General features: G+C 41.3%; 19 protein-coding genes. 4 read left to right on the top strand and 15 right to left on the bottom strand.

Going from position 1 to position 19713, the window contains the following annotated elements; translation table 11 throughout:
* Positions 1–463: 463 nt before the first annotated feature.
* Positions 464–2446, top strand: a complete 1983-nt coding sequence (locus BUB77_RS19770; protein WP_073278579.1) for a glycoside hydrolase family 31 protein — start codon at positions 464–466, stop codon at positions 2444–2446.
* A 14-nt stretch (positions 2447–2460) separates the two neighbouring features.
* Here the strand turns inward: BUB77_RS19770 and BUB77_RS30025 are convergent, their stop codons facing one another.
* The 13 genes from BUB77_RS30025 to BUB77_RS19710 form a co-directional block, all read right to left on the bottom strand.
* Positions 2461–2607 carry a hypothetical protein gene (locus BUB77_RS30025; RefSeq protein WP_170866699.1) on the bottom strand — a complete coding sequence of 49 codons (147 nt, stop codon included), beginning with the start codon at positions 2605–2607 and terminating at the stop codon, positions 2461–2463.
* Positions 2608–2628: 21 nt separating this feature from the next.
* Positions 2629–2994, bottom strand: coding sequence for a zinc ribbon domain-containing protein (locus BUB77_RS19765; RefSeq protein WP_073278578.1), 366 nt, complete (start codon positions 2992–2994; stop codon positions 2629–2631).
* A 243-nt stretch (positions 2995–3237) separates the two neighbouring features.
* Complete coding sequence (locus BUB77_RS19760; RefSeq protein ID WP_073278577.1) at positions 3238–3837, bottom strand: manganese catalase family protein; 600 nt, start codon at positions 3835–3837, stop codon at positions 3238–3240.
* 2 nt (positions 3838–3839) lie between these two features.
* Positions 3840–4097 (bottom strand): spore coat protein CotJB, encoded by a 258-nt coding sequence (locus BUB77_RS19755; RefSeq protein ID WP_073278576.1) that lies wholly within the window; start codon positions 4095–4097, stop codon positions 3840–3842.
* Positions 4087–4398, bottom strand: coding sequence for a spore coat associated protein CotJA (locus BUB77_RS19750; RefSeq protein WP_242962553.1), 312 nt, complete (start codon positions 4396–4398; stop codon positions 4087–4089). The genes BUB77_RS19755 and BUB77_RS19750 overlap by 11 nt, the downstream gene beginning before the upstream one ends.
* A 104-nt stretch (positions 4399–4502) precedes the next feature.
* Positions 4503–5117 (bottom strand): accessory gene regulator ArgB-like protein, encoded by a 615-nt coding sequence (locus BUB77_RS19745; RefSeq protein ID WP_073278575.1) that lies wholly within the window; start codon positions 5115–5117, stop codon positions 4503–4505.
* A gap of 558 nt (positions 5118–5675) precedes the next feature.
* Positions 5676–6332, bottom strand: a complete 657-nt coding sequence (locus tag BUB77_RS19740) for a 3-oxoacid CoA-transferase subunit B (RefSeq protein WP_073278574.1) — start codon at positions 6330–6332, stop codon at positions 5676–5678.
* 4 nt (positions 6333–6336) lie between these two features.
* Complete coding sequence (locus BUB77_RS19735) at positions 6337–6993, bottom strand: CoA transferase subunit A (RefSeq protein WP_073278573.1); 657 nt, start codon at positions 6991–6993, stop codon at positions 6337–6339.
* Between the two features lie 18 nt (positions 6994–7011).
* Entirely contained in the window at positions 7012–7752 is a 741-nt protein-coding gene (locus BUB77_RS19730; protein ID WP_073278572.1) for an acetoacetate decarboxylase, read from the bottom strand.
* Positions 7753–7853: 101 nt separating this feature from the next.
* Positions 7854–9038: an acetyl-CoA C-acetyltransferase gene (locus tag BUB77_RS19725; RefSeq protein WP_073278648.1), complete on the bottom strand. Its 1185-nt coding sequence runs from the start codon at positions 9036–9038 to the stop codon at positions 7854–7856.
* Between the two features lie 157 nt (positions 9039–9195).
* The gene (locus tag BUB77_RS19720; RefSeq protein WP_073278571.1) at positions 9196–9342 is read right to left on the bottom strand and encodes a cyclic lactone autoinducer peptide; all 147 of its coding nucleotides are present in this window, start codon (positions 9340–9342) and stop codon (positions 9196–9198) included.
* Between the two features lie 174 nt (positions 9343–9516).
* On the bottom strand, positions 9517–10827 hold the full coding sequence (locus BUB77_RS19715) for a sensor histidine kinase (protein WP_084124492.1): 1311 nt from the start codon (positions 10825–10827) through the stop codon (positions 9517–9519).
* Between the two features lie 8 nt (positions 10828–10835).
* Entirely contained in the window at positions 10836–11579 is a 744-nt protein-coding gene (locus BUB77_RS19710; protein ID WP_073278570.1) for a LytR/AlgR family response regulator transcription factor, read from the bottom strand.
* 264 nt (positions 11580–11843) lie between these two features.
* Between BUB77_RS19710 and BUB77_RS19705 the strand changes: the two genes are divergently transcribed.
* The 3 genes from BUB77_RS19705 (at position 11844) to BUB77_RS19695 (ending at position 16232) form a co-directional block, all read left to right on the top strand.
* Positions 11844–12419 carry a TetR/AcrR family transcriptional regulator gene (locus BUB77_RS19705; protein ID WP_073278569.1) on the top strand — a complete coding sequence of 192 codons (576 nt, stop codon included), beginning with the start codon at positions 11844–11846 and terminating at the stop codon, positions 12417–12419.
* Positions 12420–12499: 80 nt separating this feature from the next.
* A complete protein-coding gene (locus BUB77_RS19700) occupies positions 12500–13780 on the top strand; it encodes an MFS transporter (RefSeq protein WP_073278568.1) in 1281 nt (426 codons plus the stop codon).
* A 37-nt stretch (positions 13781–13817) separates the two neighbouring features.
* Positions 13818–16232, top strand: a complete 2415-nt coding sequence (locus BUB77_RS19695; protein ID WP_073278567.1) for a PEP/pyruvate-binding domain-containing protein — start codon at positions 13818–13820, stop codon at positions 16230–16232.
* Between the two features lie 70 nt (positions 16233–16302).
* On the opposite strand, the gene BUB77_RS19690 is transcribed toward BUB77_RS19695, so the two are convergent.
* Together BUB77_RS19690 and BUB77_RS19685 are read right to left on the bottom strand one after the other, a co-directional pair.
* A complete protein-coding gene (locus BUB77_RS19690) occupies positions 16303–17082 on the bottom strand; it encodes a hypothetical protein (RefSeq protein ID WP_073278566.1) in 780 nt (259 codons plus the stop codon).
* A 14-nt stretch (positions 17083–17096) separates the two neighbouring features.
* Positions 17097–19706: an Hsp70 family protein gene (locus BUB77_RS19685; RefSeq protein ID WP_084124490.1), complete on the bottom strand. Its 2610-nt coding sequence runs from the start codon at positions 19704–19706 to the stop codon at positions 17097–17099.
* Positions 19707–19713: the final 7 nt, after the last annotated feature.

Below are 19713 nucleotides of genomic sequence, written 5' to 3'. Positions count from 1 at the left end.
AATGATGCATCTGACTGAATCAGGCTGAGCTGTCCACGGGTGGCATATGGCACAGGTCGAACCCTATGCCTTTTCTGTGCTAAAAAGGACACATGGTGCCTGTAGGGCTATAATAGCATTTTTGATATCTGTACAGCAGCAGATGTAAATCTAAAGCTCACAATTTTAAGTTATAGTATCATTTTTGGTATCTGTACAGCAGCAGATGTGATTCTAAAGGTCGCAATTTTACCTTATAATATCATTTTTAATGTCCGTTTCAAACTCATGGATTTTCAAGGGAAAGAAATTATTCCCGTAGGGAATCTTTTCTTTGAGAAAATCATGTTCCATATAAAGTCTCCCATTCATCGCAATACAGGAAATATTCAAATCGTGTTAATATCAGTCAATATAATTAAAGAATATGTATCCAAAAATCATTATACTGTTAGTATATAATATAATGAATTGAGGTGCAATTATGTTTTTTAACCAAAAAGACCGGGCATTGATCTGCAGGCAGCAAAACGAAACCCTTAAAATCGAGCCCTGGGGAAAGAATTCTTTGCGTGTACGCTCCACCTTATACCCCGATTTCAGCAGCAACAACTGGGCTTTATCCGATATTGCCGCAGCCGGTAATTCCGATATTTCCATCCGCGAAGAGGAAGCTGCCATACAGAACGGAAGCATCCGTGCCCGTGTAAATGCTGCCGGGGTCATTACCTTTTATAAAGATAATGAAATAATCCTCCGGGAATATTACCGTAATTACTCTGGAACAGAAAGCAGGGAAAGCAGCTGCCTAAAGGTAACTTCCCGGGAATTTGCGCCGATAATCGGCGGCGATTACAGTCTTAATCTACGGTTTGAAAGCAATGATAAAGAAAAAATTTATGGCATGGGGCAATACCAGCACGCTTATATGAATCAGAAAGGTTGTATTTTGGAATTGGCCCAGAGAAATTCCCAGATATCCATCCCCTTTGCTATTTCTAATTTGGGTTACGGTTTTCTCTGGAATAATCCGGCTGTTGGAAAGGTTACCTTTGGTAACAACTATACCGAATGGCATGCCGAAATGACCGATCAGATGGATTACTGGATTACGGCAGACGATTCCCCGGCTCAGATTGTTAAGAACTATACAGAGGTTACCGGACGAGCTCCCATGATTCCGGAAAATGTGCTTGGACTTTGGCAGTGCAAACTGCGTTACCGCACACAGGAGGAAGTCCTTGAGGTAGCCCGGAAATATAAAGAGCTTGGCATACCCCTGGATGTTATTGTAATTGATTTCTTCCATTGGACACGGCAGGGTGACTGGTGCTTTGATCCGGAATACTGGCCGGACCCTAAAGCCATGGTAGACGAGCTGCACTCCATGGGCACCCGGGTCATGGTTTCCGTTTGGCCATCCGTTGACCGTAAGAGCACGAACTTTGAGGAAATGTATGCAAAGGGCCTGTTGATCAGAACTGAAAGGGGCACAATACAAACCTATGACTTTAACGGCGACTGTGTCTCCTTTGATGCCATGAATCCGGAAGCCCGAAGCTTTGTGTGGGAAAAGTGCAGGGAGAATTATTACAAATTCGGAATCGATATGTTCTGGCTGGATAATGCGGAACCGGATTATGCCGTATATGACTTTGACAATTACCGCTATTATCTGGGACCTGCATTAAAAGTCAGCAATATCTACCCTCTGATGTACTCTAAAGCCTTTTATGACGGACTGAAAGCTGAAAAAGAACCCGGTATTGTTAATCTTGTACGCAGTGCCTGGGCCGGTAGCCAGAAATATGCCGCCCTTGTGTGGTCCGGGGACGTCCGCAGTACCTTTGAATCCTTCCGTGACCAGCTGATGGGAGGCCTGAATATCGGCTTGACCGGTATTCCCTGGTGGACCACCGACGTAGGTGGATTTATGGGAGGAGATGTCAACGACCCGGAATTTATTCAGCTTCTGATCAGATGGTTTCAGTTTGCAGTCTTCAGTCCGGTACTAAGGATGCATGGCGACAGGGAGCCTCATAATATAACCCCGTTGTCGGATAAGGACCACGGAGGTGGCTATTTATTTACAGGGCAGTCCAATGAAATGTGGAGCTATGGTGATGAAGCCTTTGAGATTATGAATGAAAATCTTAAAATTCGTCTGTCCCTGAAGCCTTATATTCTGGATTTGATGAAGGAAGCCAGTGAAACAGGGGCACCTCTGATGAGAACGATGTTCTATGAATTTCCACAGGATGAAAAGTGCTGGGAAATCAGTGATCAATACATGTTCGGCACCGAATACCTGGTGGCACCGGTGTTATATGCAAATCAGTATTCCAGAAATGTATATCTGCCGGATGGCCTATGGAAAAACCTTAACGACGGAAAAGAGTATAAGGGCGGCCAAACAATCACTTGTGATGCACCCATTGAATACATCCCTGTCTTTAAAAAGTGTTAACAGGTATGTAAAAATCAAGGCCTTTGAAGCGGCTTTGGATTTTTAATACCGCTTTCACGCAAATAAAAAAGGAACTGCTGCAAATAAGAATGCTCATACCAGGTACCGCGCATAGATTCACCTATGCCTACGATATCCGGTATTTGCTCTTCTTTTTGCAACAGCTCCTCCTTTTCTATTTCTTAAAGGTCTTCCTCTTCTACTCTGGTTCCGCAGCTTGAACAGTACACCGCATCCTTCGGAAGCTCAGCGCCGCAGTTTTCACAGCATTTGGTTCCCTTTAATTCCTGGATGCCTTTCTTCAGCTCTTCAATCTTATCCATGGAGGCTGTAATTTCACCGCAAAGCCCCTCATAATCATAATTTTCCTCATGCAGATGGGCATTGTAATAAGCACGGCCTATCTCTGCATAATTCTTATTTATCTTATCCTTTTCACTGCCTACCTGGTTGCTCAGCTTGGCTATATCCGTTACTTCCTTAGCCTTTTTAGCGATTTCCTTACTCTTCCCTGTTATGGTATCTCCAACCTTCTCAAAAAAATCCATTTTTTACCTCCTTCTATCTTTTATATTCTTTCTTGTTTTATGCTCTATACTCTATATTATCTGCACCATTAGTATATGTCATAATAGTATCATAATTTGCAATAAATGCAAGTATGTTAATTATTTTTTAAACAAACTGATATTAGTTTTGTAGAATGCTTTAATCAAAATCTAATATACAATCCTATACATACTGAAAGGGAACCTGCATTTGCAAATTCCCTTTCTTCTGCTTTTTCTTATCTACTGTTTATCAAAGGCAGGGTTGAACGCATAGAAATTCTTAGAATCCAGATTATCCTGAACTACTCTTAAAGATTCACCGAATCTCTGGAAATGAACGATTTCTCTTTCCCTTAAGAAACGTATGGGATCTATAACATCCGGGTCCTTAATCATACGAAGGATATTATCATAGGTAGTTCTTGCCTTCTGCTCTGCTGCCATATCCTCATGAAGATCTGTAATCGGGTCACCCTTTGACTGGAATACAGTGGCACTAAAAGGTGTGCCGCTGGCTGCCTGCGGCCAAAGTCCAACCGTATGGTCAACAAAATAGGTGTCAAAGCCTGAAGCCTTGATTTCTTCAATGGAAAGATTTCTCGTAAGCTGGTGTACAATGGCACAAATAATTTCCATGTGGGCCAGCTCTTCGGTTCCGATGTCTGTTAAAATTCCCTTTACTTCATTATAAGGCATAACATATCTCTGAGAGAGATAACGCTGGGATGCTGCCAGCTCGCCGTCAGGGCCTCCAAACTGTGTGATAATGAATCTTGCAGTTGAAGCATTTGGGTTCTTAATGTTTACAGGATATTGAAGTCTTTTTTCATAGTTCCACATAATCAGCACGCTCCTTCCCATGGCCAGGGGTCATTAATCCAAGTCCACATATTGGAGGGAGCCACATCATAGGCTGATAGAGGACCGTAACAGTCCCTGTATTCCTCCATGGCTTCATTTCTAATCTGTCTATACATTTGATAATACTCCAAAGCCTCTTTGTCATAGGGATGAGTATCCAGAAAGAGTTTTGCATCGTCAAGAGCAAAGCTGGCTTCTGTTATAATACACATTAACTGGTCTCTGCTTTTACTTGTCATATCTGCCTCCTCTTCCTCCGCACATATTGCCGGCTCCAAGAAAAGGTAAATCCAACTCCTCGAAAATAGTACCTACCTTTAATGCTGTTCCTGTATCATAGATATTTCTCCACTTTTGCATGGGAACATAAGACATTGCAAGAGGTAATTTGTCAAGACATTTATCAACACTGCTTACATTTTCACAACTGCCGCCTTTTGCAGCTTCCATAACCGGCGTAACGCCACAGCCATACTGCTGATTCTGATTATAGCCCATTCTGCCATTCTGGGGATACATCGGACGTCTGTAGTTATCCATCTGGTAAACTCCTTTATAAGATATATATTATCTTATGAAATCTGCCAATGTTGGTGACATAATATGGTTGAAATTTGCATAGATTACAAGATTAGAGTTATTCATCAGCTATTAGAATTTTTTAAGGCGCCCAGGGCCTTAAATAAATGAGAAGTTTGAGTTAAGGTTGTTACTTTATGTAGTATCAATAGAAATGCCGCAGCACAAATTCCGCAGCACAATAGTTGTCCTATTTTATTAAAATGAAGCATAAATAATACAATACAGCCAATATTTACTGCCAAAAGAATATACCGTGATTTTTTTCTGTAATGCTGGATTTCTAAGATGTCCAGCTTCTTATTATCATTGTCTGCAGGAGACATGAAAAAAATTATTCCATCGGCCAAAACCAGTGCCCCCCACCAAGCCCATTGAATTATAGCGGCTTTTGATAGTAAAAGGAGCAGAAAAACATAAAAGCAGGAAAATATATAACAGCCTGCCTTTGTCTTTGCATGAAATCCCCCTGCGCTTCTTCTCAGCGGAATTAATACTCCTCCTATCACTATTAGCTCAGGCACCATCCCTAAACAGAGGGCTATCCCTATATAAGATATACAGTGAATTAGTTTTAAAATGAAACATTCAATTCCGAATTTATATATTTCTACCTCTTCTTCCGAGATAACATTATAAAGTCTAAGCTTCTGGATAATATACTCATTCAATCTTATCATTTTTTACATCACCTTATTTTGATAGCCTATTTCTTCGCTGGTAATACAGGCTGATATTTAGTAACACGTATAGTGGATAAGGATTTTGGATTTTAATTGCTACGAGTTTCTAATAATATTTTTTGGTCACAGCAAATGCTGTATAACAGTTATTTTTAGCTGTTGCAATCTAATAGCTGCCGTTCTACAGTTAATGCTTGATAGTTGCCATCCAACAACTACAATCTAACAGTTACTGTCCAGCTGCTGCAATCCAGCAACTTTAATCTAACAGCTACTGTTCAGCTGCCGTCATCCAACAACTGCAATCTAACAACTACTGTTCAGCTGCCGCCATCCAACAACTGCAACCTAACAGCTACTGTTCAGCTGCCGCCATCCAACAACTGTAATCTAACAGTTACTGTTCAGCTGCTGCAATCCGACAACTGCATCTAGCAATTAATGTTTAGCTGCTGTCATCCAACAACTGTATCTTTACACTGTTTATAAATGCTGGATCAGTTAAACAGCCTTGCTGTGACCTCTTTTAATTAACGAACTCCAATGGAATTCTTCCTATACTTCAATCACCTTTAGATCCGGTGATATCGTTAGTCTGGCTTCCGTTGCCTTTTGAACGTCTTCCGGTGTCAGGCCCGGAGCTACTTCCTTTAGCACCAATCCCTTATGAGGGACCACTTCAATAACTGCCATATCCGTTACAATGGTCTTTGCCACATTTACAGCTGTCAGCGGCAGCCTGCATTTTTTCAAGATTTTCGGTGCTCCGTTCTTGTTCACATGCTCCATGGCTAAAATCACCTTTCTTGCACCGACGACCAAGTCCATGGCTCCTCCCATGCCAGGTACCTTTTTTCCCGGAACCATCCAGTTGGCAACATTGCCTTCCTCATCAACCTCCAGGGCACCCAGAACAGTTATGTCCACATGACCTCCCCGAATGATGCAGAAGGAGGTCGAGCTATCAAAATAGCAGGCTCCTTTTACTGTAGTAACGTAGTTTCCACCTGCATCTATGCAATCGAGGTTTTCCTCCCCTGGCACTGCTCTCGGGCCAACGCCGAGAATTCCGTCTTCTGCCTGCAGCATTATATGAACATCTTCCGGTATATAGTCTGCGACCATGGTGGGCATTCCGATTCCAAGATTTACAACATCACCGTCTTTCAGTTCCTTTGCTATCCTTTTTGCAATAAACTCTCTATTATTCATACTCTTATCCCACCTTTACAATAGCGTCAACAAATATTCCGGGAACGTTGACATGATTTGGGTCGATTTCCCCTGTCTTTACATATTCATCCACCTCTGCAATTACATAGTCTGCAGCTGAGGCCATTACAATATTAAAGTTGCGGGAGGAACCGTTTATGACGAGATTGCCTGCTTCATCGGCCTGTCTTGCCCTGATTAATGCTACATTTGCCCTGAGGGGCATCTCAAGTAAATACTCCCTGTCATCTATTTCTACTTTCTTTTTACCCTCTTCTACCACCGTTCCTACACCTACCGGTGTTAAAAAGCCGCCAAGTCCGGCTCCGCCGGCACGTATCTTTTCGGCAAGAGTACCCTGGGGGAAAAGCTGTACTGCTGCTTCTCCTGACATAAGGAGTCTCCCTGTTTCAGGGTTTAAGCCAATATAGGATGCAAATACTCTTTTTACCCGCCCGCTTTTTACAAGCTGGTAAATAGATAAATCCGGTGAACCTGTATCGTTGGAAATTATAGCTAAATCGCCGGCAGAGTTTGTTTCGACGAGAGCCTTTACCAGATTTTCCGGATGGCCTCCGTTGAGAAAGCCTCCAATCATAATGGTGTCTCCCTCTTTTACTCTGCTGACTGCTTCCTGCGCTGTTGTTAATTTACTTTTCATACCTCAAGCCTCCTTACGTCACTTTAAATAATCATGCAATACTCTTGCATAGGGTAAAGTTAAATCTGCAATAAAATGCTTTCCCTCAATACAGGATTTGACCGGCAAGTCCGCTACTGGAGCGTTGACATGAGGTATCAGACTCAGTCTGGCCGGTCCTGACCATGCACCTTTTACAGTAACCTCTTCCAGGTTATAAGCTGCTAACTGGGCAATTTTAGGCTTACCGTCAACATCGGGAATTAATTTCAGATTTATTTGTGTTTTCCCTATGGTCTTAGCAACTGCATTGTTATCCAGTACATTGTATTTGAAAGGCATTGTTCCCATAGCAACCAATGTGTTATTATAGTACAATGTACCGGTCAGTGTTTCCGTTTCTTCGACTTTGAGGCTGGGATGACCCCATTTTTTAGGGAATCCCCAGATTTCACGTCCGCCGAGAATAGCGGGTCCATTATTTAAATACATTTGAGCAGTAAAATTGCAGGGCTCTCCCTTGAAAGTACATGGGATTACAATACCGCTTTCCTCGTAGCTTCCCAACCCTGACGAATCGGGCATTTTAATCCATTCATATAAAACAATGTTACTTCCATCCGGCTGAAGAGGCTCCGGAACTGCCTGCCGGATAGAATCCGGGTCTGATTCATAACTGATGGTAAAATACTCACGGTTTATGAAACGGCACGGCGGGCGGCCGTAGCTGGGGCTGGCAGCAGGCATGGATTGCAGCAAACGAATATCTTTTTGATTCATACATATCCCTCTCTTTTTTAAGCTGTTTCTGACTTGCTGATTATGCAGTCATTCAAACTGCAAAGAACTTATCAGCGGTATCATCATCAAAAGATTCCATTTTAGATTAATGCATTCTCTACTAACATTGCTATGCCCATGCCTGTACCAATACACAGGGATGCTACACCATAATGGGCGGAGCTTCGTATCATTTCATGCACTAATGTGACCAATATTCTGGCGCCGCTTGCCCCTACCGGATGTCCGATTGCTACTGCACCACCATTGACATTGACCTTCTCCCTGTTGACTCCAAGTTCCTTGCATACTGCCAATGCCTGTGCGGCAAATGCCTCGTTTAATTCGAAAAGATCAATATCCTTTACGGATAGTCCCTGCTTTTTAAGAAGGGATGAAACTGCATACACCGGGCCGATACCCATATAGGCAGGATCTACCCCAACAAGTGAATACCCTTTGATATAAGCTAAAGGTTTTAAGTTATGTTCTCTGCATTTGCTTTCGGAAGCTACAAGTACGGCTGCTGCTCCGTCACTTATCGGTGAAGCATTACCGGCAGTAACTGTTCCTCCCTGTTTAAATGCTGTTCTTAGACCGGAAAGCTTTTCCACACTGCTGTCTGCCCTTACATGTTCATCCTCCGTAAAGCAGATTTCATCCTTTTTCCGTTTAATTATAACAGGCACAATCTGGCTTTCAAAAGCCTTCTTGTTTTTTGCTTCCGTTGCCTTTCTGTTGCTTTCATAGGCAAACTCATCCTGCTCAAGCCTTGTAACATTATATTTTTCCGCAACATTTTCTGCAGTAATTCCCATATGGTAATTATTGATAGGGCAGGTGAGGCCATCACTGACCAGACTATCATAAAGTTCTCCGTTGCCAAGCCGGTAGCCGTTTCTGGCATCCTTTAGTAGATAGGGTGCATTTGACATGCTCTCCATTCCTCCGGCTAAAACAATGCTGCTTTGGCCTGCCTGAATTGCATTATAGGCCAAGGCTACCGTATGAAGCCCTGAACCGCAGGCAGTGTTTATAGTTGAGGCTGGTATATCAATCGGTATCCCGGCCTTTAATGCGGCCTGTCTGGCAGGATTCTGGCCACTGCCTGCCTGAAGTACATTTCCAAAATAAACCTCATCAATAAAAGAACCCTCCAGATTACTTTGAGCAAGGCATGCTTTTATGACGGTCGAGCCAAGTTCAGGGGCACTTAAAGGTGCAAGTGTTCCATTAAAAGAACCAACGGCGGTTCTTAACGGACTTACTAATGCTACTTTTTCCATAATCATTCATTCCTTTCCTTCGTAAACAGCTTCTATTTGCTGATTATCTGCCTTTATGAACAAGTTGCATCGTAACCCCAATAAAGTTATATTTCTATACCCCGTTATATCTTCTCCCCATTATTGATCAGTATTTGCCGGCTGATTGCTTCGGAATTTAAAATTTTCTCAGCTTCATAACATCCTTTGGCAGTTTAGGCTGATAGCCAATAAAAAAACAGGAAGAGTTAGCTTCCTTCGTTGCTGACTTTAATATTGCTTTTGACGCTAGTTCCAGAGATAATTTTTTCAATTCATTTTTCATGATAATCTTTCCTTTCTGATTTAATTTTGGACTGTTACTTGTTTACAGTCGCATTTTCTCACTTCATTAATTTATTTTCAATATCGTCTGCACAAGTTACAGTTTTTGTGTATAACTTACAGAAAATAGTCTTTTTTGTATAAGCTTGTCTAATCAAAAAAGCCCCCTGGCTATTTATTGATTAATGATGATTTTACAGCTGAATTTCCTGTTTGCCTCCTCCAGGATCATATTGCCATTGTATTTCTTTATAATGCTTTCTACATTTAGCAGGCCTATTCCATGATGTCTGCCCTTCCCTGACACCGGCTTGCCAAGATGCCATTTTCCAATGGGCATGGAGCTGTTGCTGATATTTATAACCATAAAATCATTGTATTTATCCAGTTTCATTTCTATATATTTGTCTCCGGATACCTTATCGCAGGCTTCGATTGCATTATCCAATAAATTGCCGAAGATTGTAGTGACTTCAATGGGTTCCATAAAGCTCAAATCAATCGTACCTATTTCCATACCAAATCTGATATTATGGAAATTGGCAATTTTCTTTTTATCGTTTAAGAGTACATTTAGAATCGGATTATTTGTATAATCCTCCAAGGCCAGCGGCAGAAGCATCTGGCTTATTTCCTGGGCATAGGTTATTGCAATTTCATCTTCCTTTGCCTGATACATATTCTCTATCATTTTTAAATGCTTGTTTACATCATGGAGAATTTTAACGGATTCATTATATTTTTCTTCCTGCTCGGCATAATACTCGTATTGCAGCAATGACTGCTGCTCCAGGAGCCTGAATTTTACTTTGAGCTGATTATACTTTTCCGCGAACCTGGCAAAGAAAAGAAAATACAAGTCGGCAAATAACATAAATGCCATATTAACCAGCAGGAAGATATGCTCCCTTTGGCTGGTAATCTTAGTGATGAAAGAGATAATAACAGCCAGATTCGCAATGTTAAACAAAATGATAATAAATTCAACTCCAAACTGAGTTTTCGTAAACAGTCTGGCAGAGTCATCCTTCCTAAATTTTGTAATGATAATATAATAAAAAATCAGCACCACCATTTTGGAAAAGGTTATTTCCAGGCTTTCCATCATAATAGACTGAATATGATGTATCTTCAAAGCCCATAGAACAAATTTCAGTATAAATACCCCTATTGTTTCACATATGGTCAATATTGCAATTAATACCGGAATCTCCATAATCCTGTGTATTGTTTTTCTGTTCCCATTGCCATATAATGTGATATTTACAAAACTGAACAATATGATCCAGCTTATAATATTAAAGACAGGCTGCTGTACCACGTTGACACATATGGTAAGGAAATATAGCCCTGCCTTTACCAGAAAATAAAATAATTGATTGGAATACAGCCTTTCATTTTTTTCTTCAATAAATTGAAACAGTATAATGCTGTTAATCAGACATGAAATAACTGTTCCAACTAAAAAAATTATGTAATCATCCATTTCTTCTCCTAAATACAGTCCTGTATGAACTTATTCAGCTTTTTCCTGAAATCAGCTGATTTTTTTTGGGAAACCGGAAGCTTTTCATTATTATCAAGATAAACCTGATAACCTTTTATTTTTTTCACATGTATCAAATTTACCAAATAGCATTGATGGCAGATTTCAAAATTATGCCTCTGCATCTTTGCAGCTAAACGATTCATACTATCACTGAAGAAACATTCTTCATCCCTCAGTTTTATTTTTATTTTCCTGTTAATATATTCAAAATAAATGATATCCTTCACTTCAAAATTCTTGATTTTATTTTCTAATTCACCTTCCTCCGTAATCACAATAATATCAAATTTAACCGTTTCCGCTTTTTCTCTTTCTTCCTGAATATACCGCATTACTTCATCCAGCTGCTTCTCGGCCATTACATTTGTAACAGGCTTTTCCAAATACGCAAAGGCATGTACATTATTCACTGCCTGTATGCAATATTGCTTATAGCTGGTCGTATATACAATTTTTACATTTCTGTTTATTTCATGCAGCTTTTTGCCAGCCTGAATGCCATTTATCCCATCCATTGCAATATCAAGAAATATTAAATCAAGTTTACCCTGAAATTCCAGCAGTTCCTCTCCTGATTTAAAACCATATATTTGATAGGGAATAAATTTGGCATCCATATAGCTTTTAACAATAGTTCTAATTTTTACAGCGTCTTGCTTATTGTTGTCACAAATAGCAATATTAAACATTTATACCCCTCCTCGATATAAGTTATGTTACCTCTATTTTAAGGTTACAAATATTATAAATCAACTTAATTTTACTTAAATTGTCAATGAAACCTATTTCATAACATGCCGGCATGAAAATGCTTCAGAAAAAGCAAATCCAGTTCATCATTTTTGTGTTTCCAATGAGTTTCCTCGTTTCATGTTTTGGGAACACTCCTTTCCATTTTAATGAAAAGGTATTATAATATACATGAATATCATTTGAGATAGGAGGTAAATTTTTTGGGACGTCCATATACTGAGGAAGAACGAGCGGAATTAAAGCTAAGAATAAAAGAAACAGCTTCAAAAATGTTTATGCACCAAGGCTTTAAAGATTTTAGGATACAGGAATTAACAAAGCAGGTGGGTATATCTTTAGGCGGTTTCTATACATTTTACAAAGATAAAGAAGCTCTTTATGAAGAAATCCTGCGTGATGAGAAGAATCGAATACGGAAAAAAATTATAATGATAATAAAAGAAGAAAATCAAACACCAAAAGATTTTTTTACTGACCTCGCCAATGTTCTTATAGATAAAACAAACACAAACAAATTTTACACCAATGAATATAGCAGTTTATTAGAAACGTTGGTCTGGAACGACGATCCTGTTACCGCAGAGGATAACTTGCATTTCATACAGCAGATCAGAAAAGTATGGATAAATAAGGGAATAACTATCTCCGCATCTGATGAAGAATTAGCCTCTGCTGTTGCAACGCTTGCCATACTATGCACGAATAAAGACAAGATCGGCGCTGGTTTTCAGTCATGGTATCAGGTAATTGAAAAAATGCTTCTCGAGCATCTTTGATATTTTTTAACAAACCTATGAAAATAATTTGTAATTTTCATAGGTTCATGCTATACTGTTGCTGAAGGAGGTGTTTCAGTTTGAACAGACCTAAAAGAACTGCGATACTCATCGGTTTATTGCTCTGCATGGGTGCCTCTACTATTATGCAAACCTATTTCAGCAGCGCACTGCCCGCAATCAGCGACAGCTTTAATTCAGTTTCCTTTTATTCATGGGTACATGGCAGCTATATACTGGCCTCTTCAGCCGTTATTATATTGTCCAGCAGCTTATGCCAAAAATTCGGCAACAGGAAAAACTTCATCATTGGTTCTCTATTATTTGGTTTGGGTACAATAATAGCTCCCTTCAGCAGTTCCATGCTGTATCTTGTGATAGCAAGAATCGCTATGGGGATTGGAGCAGGAGTGGTAGTACCGGCAACCTACGGGATAATAGCCGAACAGTTTGAGAAAGAAAAATATGCGGCGGTTTTTGCTGCCTTTGCTGTTGTACAAATCGTATTTAATGGACTAGGCAGTTTAGCTGGCGGTTATCTGCCCCATATTGCTTCATGGCAGGTAATCTTTTACATATTACTTCCGGTTGAAATGCTAAGTTTCTGGTTGGTATTCCGTAATCTTTCTGATAGCGTTCCTGTAATACAAATAGTACCCTTCCAATTTCAGCAGCATTTGCTTATGATTATCGCTATTCTTCTTGTAACCTTGGGGATTGAACAAGCATATCATCAACAATACCTGGTGCTGGTCTTCGGTGCCGTGTTGCTTTTCCTTGTGGTACGAAAAGACGCTAATAACGGAAATGTATTGCTTCCAAAGGAATTTGTAAGTGATCCCTTATTGAGAAACCTGTGTTTTCAGGTATTTCTGCTCGGAGCATTCTATAATGTTTGCTTGGCATATCTGCCGAGTCTCATGCAGTTTTCAATGGGCTTAAGCGCGGATACCGCAGGGAATCTGCTGGCGGTATTCGTCGTCCTCATGGGCATTGGGAGTATTCTGGGAGGATTGATTAAAATTTCTGAGGGTCCAGTCATATTAATCGGTTGGTCAGCAGGCCTGATGGGAAGCATTTTCATGCCGTTCTTCTTTACGCTGTCTGTGGGATTGCTGGGATTCGGCTCCGGTGTATTAACGTCCGTATTATTGGCATATACCTCTACCCGAACCCGGGGCAATGCTGCCGGAGTAAACAGTACCGCCCATTTAATCCGTAATTTTGGCGGCAGTATCGGAACCATACTATTTCAGTTTTCACTGAATTATCCACAACGATATTATATTGGGGGCGTTGTGATTCTCGCCTTATCAGGCTTGATTGCAGCATCTTTATCTTTTCGGTTTAAAACAATGTGATCGAAAGCTTGAGGTTTGGAATAAAGGAGGTTTATCAATGAAATATATAAGAATGTTTCAGGAGGTAAAAAAGAAGGACGTTTCTGTTGTCGGAGGAAAAGGCGCAAATCTAGGTGAAATGTTTAACGCCGGCTTGCCTGTCCCCAATGGATTTTGTATTACAGGAGATGCATTTGACGAATATATGAAGCGGAACAGCTTTGAGCAGCAGCTATCTACTTACAGTAACAAGTTTCGCTCTGAAATAGCAGCCGGACAGATTTGGGCTGAACTTGAAGAGGAAATAGCAGAGTGTTACGCTGCACTTGGGCAAAATATGAGAGTTGCCGTCCGCTCCTCAGCTACTGCTGAAGATCTGCCGGAAGCAAGCTTTGCAGGGCAGCAGGAAACATATCTTAACGTCGTTGGTAAAGAGCAGCTTATCATGGCAATAAAGGAATGCTTTGCATCCTTGTATTCAGCACGTGCCGTTGCTTATCGGAAGCAGGCAAACTTTGATACGGTCAACGTATCTTTGGCGGTTGTTATTCAAAGAATGGTTGAAAGTGAAGTTTCAGGTGTTCTTTTTTCGATTGATCCCGTCAGCCAGGAAACAGATCGGATGATGCTCAATGCTTCCTGGGGACTTGGTGAAGCGATTGTTTCAGGAAAAGTAACCCCGGATATTTATATCTACAGCAAAAAACAAGGGCGTATTGTCGATAAAAAGATGGGTGATAAAGATATTTTAATCTGCTATGGTGCCACAGGGGTTAAGGAAACCAAAACACCCTTGGAGCAAAAAGGCCGCTTTTGCCTGAGTGACAATCAGGCGCTTGAGGTTTTTGAAATAGGCCTGAGAGTAGAGCAGCATTATGGCACCCCCCAGGATATTGAATGGGCCATTTCGGGTGGTAAGCTATATTTATTACAATCCCGCCCTATTACAACCTTAAATAAAACAACTGAAAGACAGCCGGAGCTTTCCGCAGCTCAGAAAGCGGCGATGAATAATTGGATAGAACATTGTCCTGTTCCCCTTTATCCTCTGGATGTAGAACCATGTGAAATCATAGATAAGGCAAAATCAAAAGTTTTTCATGAATTAGGTGTTTCTATCGGCAGCGAACTAAGCATGGATGAAAAGGGCATACTATCCTTCTCGGCAGGTACGATGCATATTTCTCCGAGAATTGTGAAAATCCCATTTCTGCTTCGGCAGTTTACAAATTATTCCATCAATTCATTAAATACAGACCGTGCGTTTTCCATGATAAAAAAAGAATTAGATAAAAAATCTGTGATGGATATTTCCCGGTTGTCCGTTTCCGCGTTGGTTCAGCAAGTGAAAGAGCTTATGAACTTATCTGAAGAAATTGCCTGCATCCGCTTTCGTTACAATATTTTTCCTTCGGTTGCGGTATCCAAGCTGCTTTACCCAACTTTACACCATATAGATAAAAATATTAATGAATTCGATTTGTTAAGTGACCTGTCCTATAAAACGTGGGAGTTAAATGTTGCATTAAGAAACCTTACCGCTTATATTCAGAAGCATAGTGAGTTGAAAAAAGCTATTACAGCTTTCAGAAAAGAAGATAAAAACGCTATAGCAGCCATTCGCAATGACTATTCTGATTTTTCAGCTAAGCTGCAGAATTTTCTTAATGAATTTGGCTGGAAATCCAGCAGCAGCTATTGTGCCTTCGGCTCCGTATCATGGTATGAGGATATGACTTCTCTGTTTTCTTTGATAAAAGCTTTGTTACAATCTGATAACAGGGACTTAGAAAACAGCAAGTATCAGGTAATCCTTGCGAAAATTGCAAAGCGCTTTTCTGCAAAAAAAGCTGCTAAATTGCGTAAGAAGATTGAGGAAATACGAGGGTATCATGTGAACCGCGAAGAAAGTCTTTATATGATAGAAATGTGTTATGGACTGGCACGCAGGATTGCATTTGAGCTGAATCTCCGGTTTCCAGAAATATTTGAACAGCCGAAGGATATTCTTTTCCTTACATTAGAGGAGGTATACTCCCTGCCTGACGGGATTCCGGATTATAAGAATCGGGTTAAGGTCAGAAAGGCGAACCGTCTCCAAAACGAAAGGTTATGGAATAGCCTTTCTCTTGGAGGAAAACAGGACGACCCCAACATACTGACTGGTGTATCCGGCAATCGGGGATTTTGCCGGGGACGGGTAAGAAAAATTTTAACCTTACAGGAATTTGACAAAATGCAGCCGGGTGATATTCTGGTTTGCCGTTATACCGATCCATCATGGACACCGTTGTTTATTTTAGCCTCGGCAATCGTTTCCGATACCGGCGGTCCTTTATCCCATAGTGCCATCGTAGCAAGGGAATATAATATTCCTGCTGTTTTAGGTTGTGGCAATGCAACCGAATTATTACAGGATGAACAGGAAATTGTCGTTGATGGAGATAAAGGTATTGTTCGGTTTGAATCCTAACTATTTCTTCGTTGAATGCCCCTTGTGCAAACTGCCTCCCTATTGTGGAAAACTGACCTTCCACCCGTTTTTAATCCACTGTCACCTTCCACTTTTTAGAGCCTTCTCTGTTTCCGCCGCTTTTCTTCCCGCTCTGCCTCATTTTCAGAACCTTAATCAGTTCCTGAAAGACTGCCTGATTCGAATGCTCAGACAAGACTGCCTGATGACTCCGGTTCAAATATACAAGAAGAGCCTCCTTACTGACAGGATAGGACTGATTGAGAATCTGCATGCAAAAGTAAGCATCAAAATCCGTCAAACTGTCCGTTGCCAGCATTTCCTTTGCAAAGGCCCTGGTTATTTCCCTGTCCAGGGTACCTTCGCCCTTTACCGAAAAGGGTACGTGGATGCGGTTCAGGGTATCAAAAATGGTATTCCGGTCTTCAAAGTCCTGATACTGGTCCCGAAGCTTGGCACCTGGCTGCAGTTTGAACCGGCACAGCTCTATTTCATTGTTTTGCAGGCTGATTTGCTCTGTCAGGACCATATCCATCTCCCGATATACATAATTGGGATCTTTTAGTTCGTCGGAAATGGTCAGTTTTAACATGGTTGTCGTGTTGGTGGGATAATATGTAATTACCATGGGCTCCTTGATAAGATATGCCTGGCCCTTAAAAAACACAATTCCCGTATTCAAAATAATGCTGTCCTTTGTCGTAGTAAGTTCACAGCCGGTAAGAATACCATCTGCATATCCCTTATACAGAAGCTGACTTGTCAGAAAGGCATAGTCCGATAGTGCAATCAGCATCTCCCGCCTTAATATATGTCCATCCTGAAATAATGGAACTGCCTGTATCAGCATATATTTCTTCCTCCTTATTTTGTTCCGTCAAAGAAGTTCATAAGCCAGCTCTCTATCTCGAACAGGTAGAACTGGTCCGGTCCCAGCATCAGCTGTTCCTCATTTCTAAGAACTGGCACCACTGCAAATCCCCAGCGTTCTTCGTCGGCCAGAACAAAGCATCTTAATTCCCTGTCTACAATAGAATCCACATCATCCTGCAAAATCTCATTGTGGTATTTCTCCACAATCTCTTCCGCCTCTGCGGGCTCAAAGTCAGCCTGGGAAAAGGAACAATTATACTTGTAAAGCAAATTGCCATTGGTATCCTTTAGATACAGCTGCAACGTTAAGTCCGCCATATTTCTGGAAATATAGCCCCGTATATTCCGCCTGTCCAGGCTCTGTATCAGTATCTTTTCTTCCTTTGTATGGGTTATTGCCGTAACAATATAGGGAAAAGCCGGCGGCTCATTGGTGATTCTTACATCCGCATAGCCAAACCGTTTATCTTTGATATATTTAATTGCTCCGTCAAGGCACATGAGCTTCAGCTCATAGTCCTCTGCCTGGCTGTTGTTTTTCTTGGACGAGGCAATGACTTTCCCGGGTATAAATTCCTTCAGGGCTTCCCGGAAGAGGTCGATTTTACAGGACTGGCCGGTTAATCTCATAATGGAATATTCCTGTAATTCCCCATTTTCATAAGAGGCTTCAATAAATCTCTTAATAATCCCATAAATATCCGCCTTCAATAATTGATTCAGTTCATTAATGCTGATATATACCGTTGGGATATCCTTTAATATCTTCAGAGGCTCCCCGGCGGCTTCCCTTACGGATAGCTTAAACCGCTCAGCCAGAACGCACTTTACCGCATTTTCCCTTATTTCGGAACTGGATACTGCCACCCGGAGAATATCCGTCTTACCGTAAAATATCTTCTTAATTTGTTCAGCCATTCCAAAGAGATAATAGAAATTGTTTTTCACAGCAAAATATTCGTTATTGCTTTTATGCTCATATTCTTTAAACCGGGTCGGAATAGTCTTTTCCGCTTTCTCATATTCCTCATCCAGCAGCCGGTACACTTCCCGGATTCCCTCCTGGTCTACCCGGCGGAAGATATCCGTTCCCAGCTTTTCAACAATTGCCTCCGGCATATCCCCCTCTTCCTCCTCTATTTGTCTTGCCAGGGCAATCTTAAGCAGCTCCAGTATCCGGAAGGTGAGATTATTCCCGCCAAAATCCGTATCACCATTCTCGTATGACGTTGCTACCTCAATTTTATAGGAGACCCTTTGATTATTAATAGAAAAACGGCAGGATGACAGGTCCGTGGTACCTCCACCACAATCTATAATCAATGCCTTCAGTTCCTCGTCATTCCGATATCCCTTTCGTTCTATCAGGTCTGAAATGGAGTTATAAAGCACTGCCACTCCTTCATCCAGCATGTCTTCTTCTTCAAGCTGATAATCTGCCAGGATTTCTTTAAAGAGGTGGGTAAAGAGTTTCTTCTGCTTCACAGGTGCCGATATATGCAGCCTTTTAAAGCGGCACTTAAACCTTCCTGTTGCACAGGATATGACATATTCCAGATATTCTTTGATAATATCTTTTCTTTTTACAAAGCAGCGGTGCCCATTTCTGTCCACCAGCTCCTCCATCTTGTCCGCATCGCTTATCCAGCGCTTCAAATCATAAAAAACACAAAAGCCCTCATCGATATAGCTCATATGAAACAGCCGGTCAGCCTGGTAGCCAAACACATACTCTACCTTATCACCGTCTATCTTTGTCACCCCTACCACTGACGGGAGGACCGGGCTTTCTGTTTCATCCTCGTCTCCTTTCAGATAGGTCACATAGTTCACATCATTTTCCTTCAGAACTTCCCTCACCGGGTCGCCGTCCAGCTTCTCTATATAAGTGGAATCCAAATAGGTCCCTGCCGTTGTATTGGAGGTGCCAAAATCTATGACAAGGGGCATATTGGCCTCCAATAATTCCCTTTCCCTGAAATCAAGTACCGGAACCATATAAAACCGCAGGTGGGCAGGCAGGGTTTCATAATTGGTTTCATACAGGTGGTAAAGCCAGTCCGATTGGGAACGCTCCATACAATAAAGCTGATAGCTTCTGACAGCAGATTCCACACAGGGCATTTCAGCCGATTTTGTTAAATACAGCCTTTCTTTGTCCTGTTTGAACTGCCTTACCTGAAAAATAGCGCAAATCTTATTTCCGCTAACCAGAAGGGCATTGGTATCTGCAATCTCGGGCCGGTAACCGATGGTAAAACGGTCAAAATAGCCAACTTCAATCCCTTGATAGGTTATAATCTTCGCACAGCCCTTCATGGAATGGGGCAGGCTCTGAATCGTGGCTGTCTGTAACAGCTTCTCCAACCGTTCAATACTCTCTTCATCCCGCCTCTGGATAAAAAGATTGTCCTTTCTTCCGCGAAAACGCATGATTTGAAGAATCAATTCATCCTTATCCAGGGGAGCCTGAATTCCATTGACAATCCGTTCCTTCCAGCAGATTTCCCGAAGCTGATAGGTTGTCATCAGCTCCAGTTCCTCCCTGCGGTAGTAATTCATCTGTTGTCCCGGTATTTCTTTTCTATCCGCCATATCCATCCGTTGC

This window comes from Anaerocolumna jejuensis DSM 15929 (assembly GCF_900142215.1).
GTDB lineage: Bacteria > Bacillota > Clostridia > Lachnospirales > Lachnospiraceae > Anaerocolumna > Anaerocolumna jejuensis.
This window is presented reverse-complemented; position numbering and strand designations above follow the sequence as displayed.

Excerpts from the sequence above, each read along its gene's own strand:
- BUB77_RS19710 (WP_073278570.1), bottom strand. The coding sequence starts at position 11,579 with ATGTTTAATATTGCTATTTGTGACAACAATAAGCAAGACGCTGTAAAA.
- BUB77_RS19725 (WP_073278648.1), bottom strand. The coding sequence starts at position 9,038 with ATGGAAAAAGTAGCATTAGTAAGTCCGTTAAGAACCGCCGTTGGTTCT.
- BUB77_RS19720 (WP_073278571.1), bottom strand. The coding sequence starts at position 9,342 with ATGAAAAATGAATTGAAAAAATTATCTCTGGAACTAGCGTCAAAAGCA.
- BUB77_RS19715 (WP_084124492.1), bottom strand. The coding sequence starts at position 10,827 with ATGGATGATTACATAATTTTTTTAGTTGGAACAGTTATTTCATGTCTG.
- BUB77_RS19755 (WP_073278576.1), bottom strand. The coding sequence starts at position 4,097 with ATGACAAGTAAAAGCAGAGACCAGTTAATGTGTATTATAACAGAAGCC.
- BUB77_RS19765 (WP_073278578.1), bottom strand. The coding sequence starts at position 2,994 with ATGGATTTTTTTGAGAAGGTTGGAGATACCATAACAGGGAAGAGTAAG.
- BUB77_RS19685 (WP_084124490.1), bottom strand. The coding sequence starts at position 19,706 with ATGGATATGGCGGATAGAAAAGAAATACCGGGACAACAGATGAATTAC.
- BUB77_RS19690 (WP_073278566.1), bottom strand. The coding sequence starts at position 17,082 with ATGCTGATACAGGCAGTTCCATTATTTCAGGATGGACATATATTAAGG.
- BUB77_RS19740 (WP_073278574.1), bottom strand. The coding sequence starts at position 6,332 with ATGAATAATAGAGAGTTTATTGCAAAAAGGATAGCAAAGGAACTGAAA.
- BUB77_RS19735 (WP_073278573.1), bottom strand. The coding sequence starts at position 6,993 with ATGAAAAGTAAATTAACAACAGCGCAGGAAGCAGTCAGCAGAGTAAAA.
- BUB77_RS19750 (WP_242962553.1), bottom strand. The coding sequence starts at position 4,398 with ATGGATAACTACAGACGTCCGATGTATCCCCAGAATGGCAGAATGGGC.
- BUB77_RS19760 (WP_073278577.1), bottom strand. The coding sequence starts at position 3,837 with ATGTGGAACTATGAAAAAAGACTTCAATATCCTGTAAACATTAAGAAC.
- BUB77_RS19695 (WP_073278567.1), top strand. The coding sequence starts at position 13,818 with ATGAAATATATAAGAATGTTTCAGGAGGTAAAAAAGAAGGACGTTTCT.
- BUB77_RS19770 (WP_073278579.1), top strand. The coding sequence starts at position 464 with ATGTTTTTTAACCAAAAAGACCGGGCATTGATCTGCAGGCAGCAAAAC.
- BUB77_RS19730 (WP_073278572.1), bottom strand. The coding sequence starts at position 7,752 with ATGAATCAAAAAGATATTCGTTTGCTGCAATCCATGCCTGCTGCCAGC.
- BUB77_RS19745 (WP_073278575.1), bottom strand. The coding sequence starts at position 5,117 with ATGATAAGATTGAATGAGTATATTATCCAGAAGCTTAGACTTTATAAT.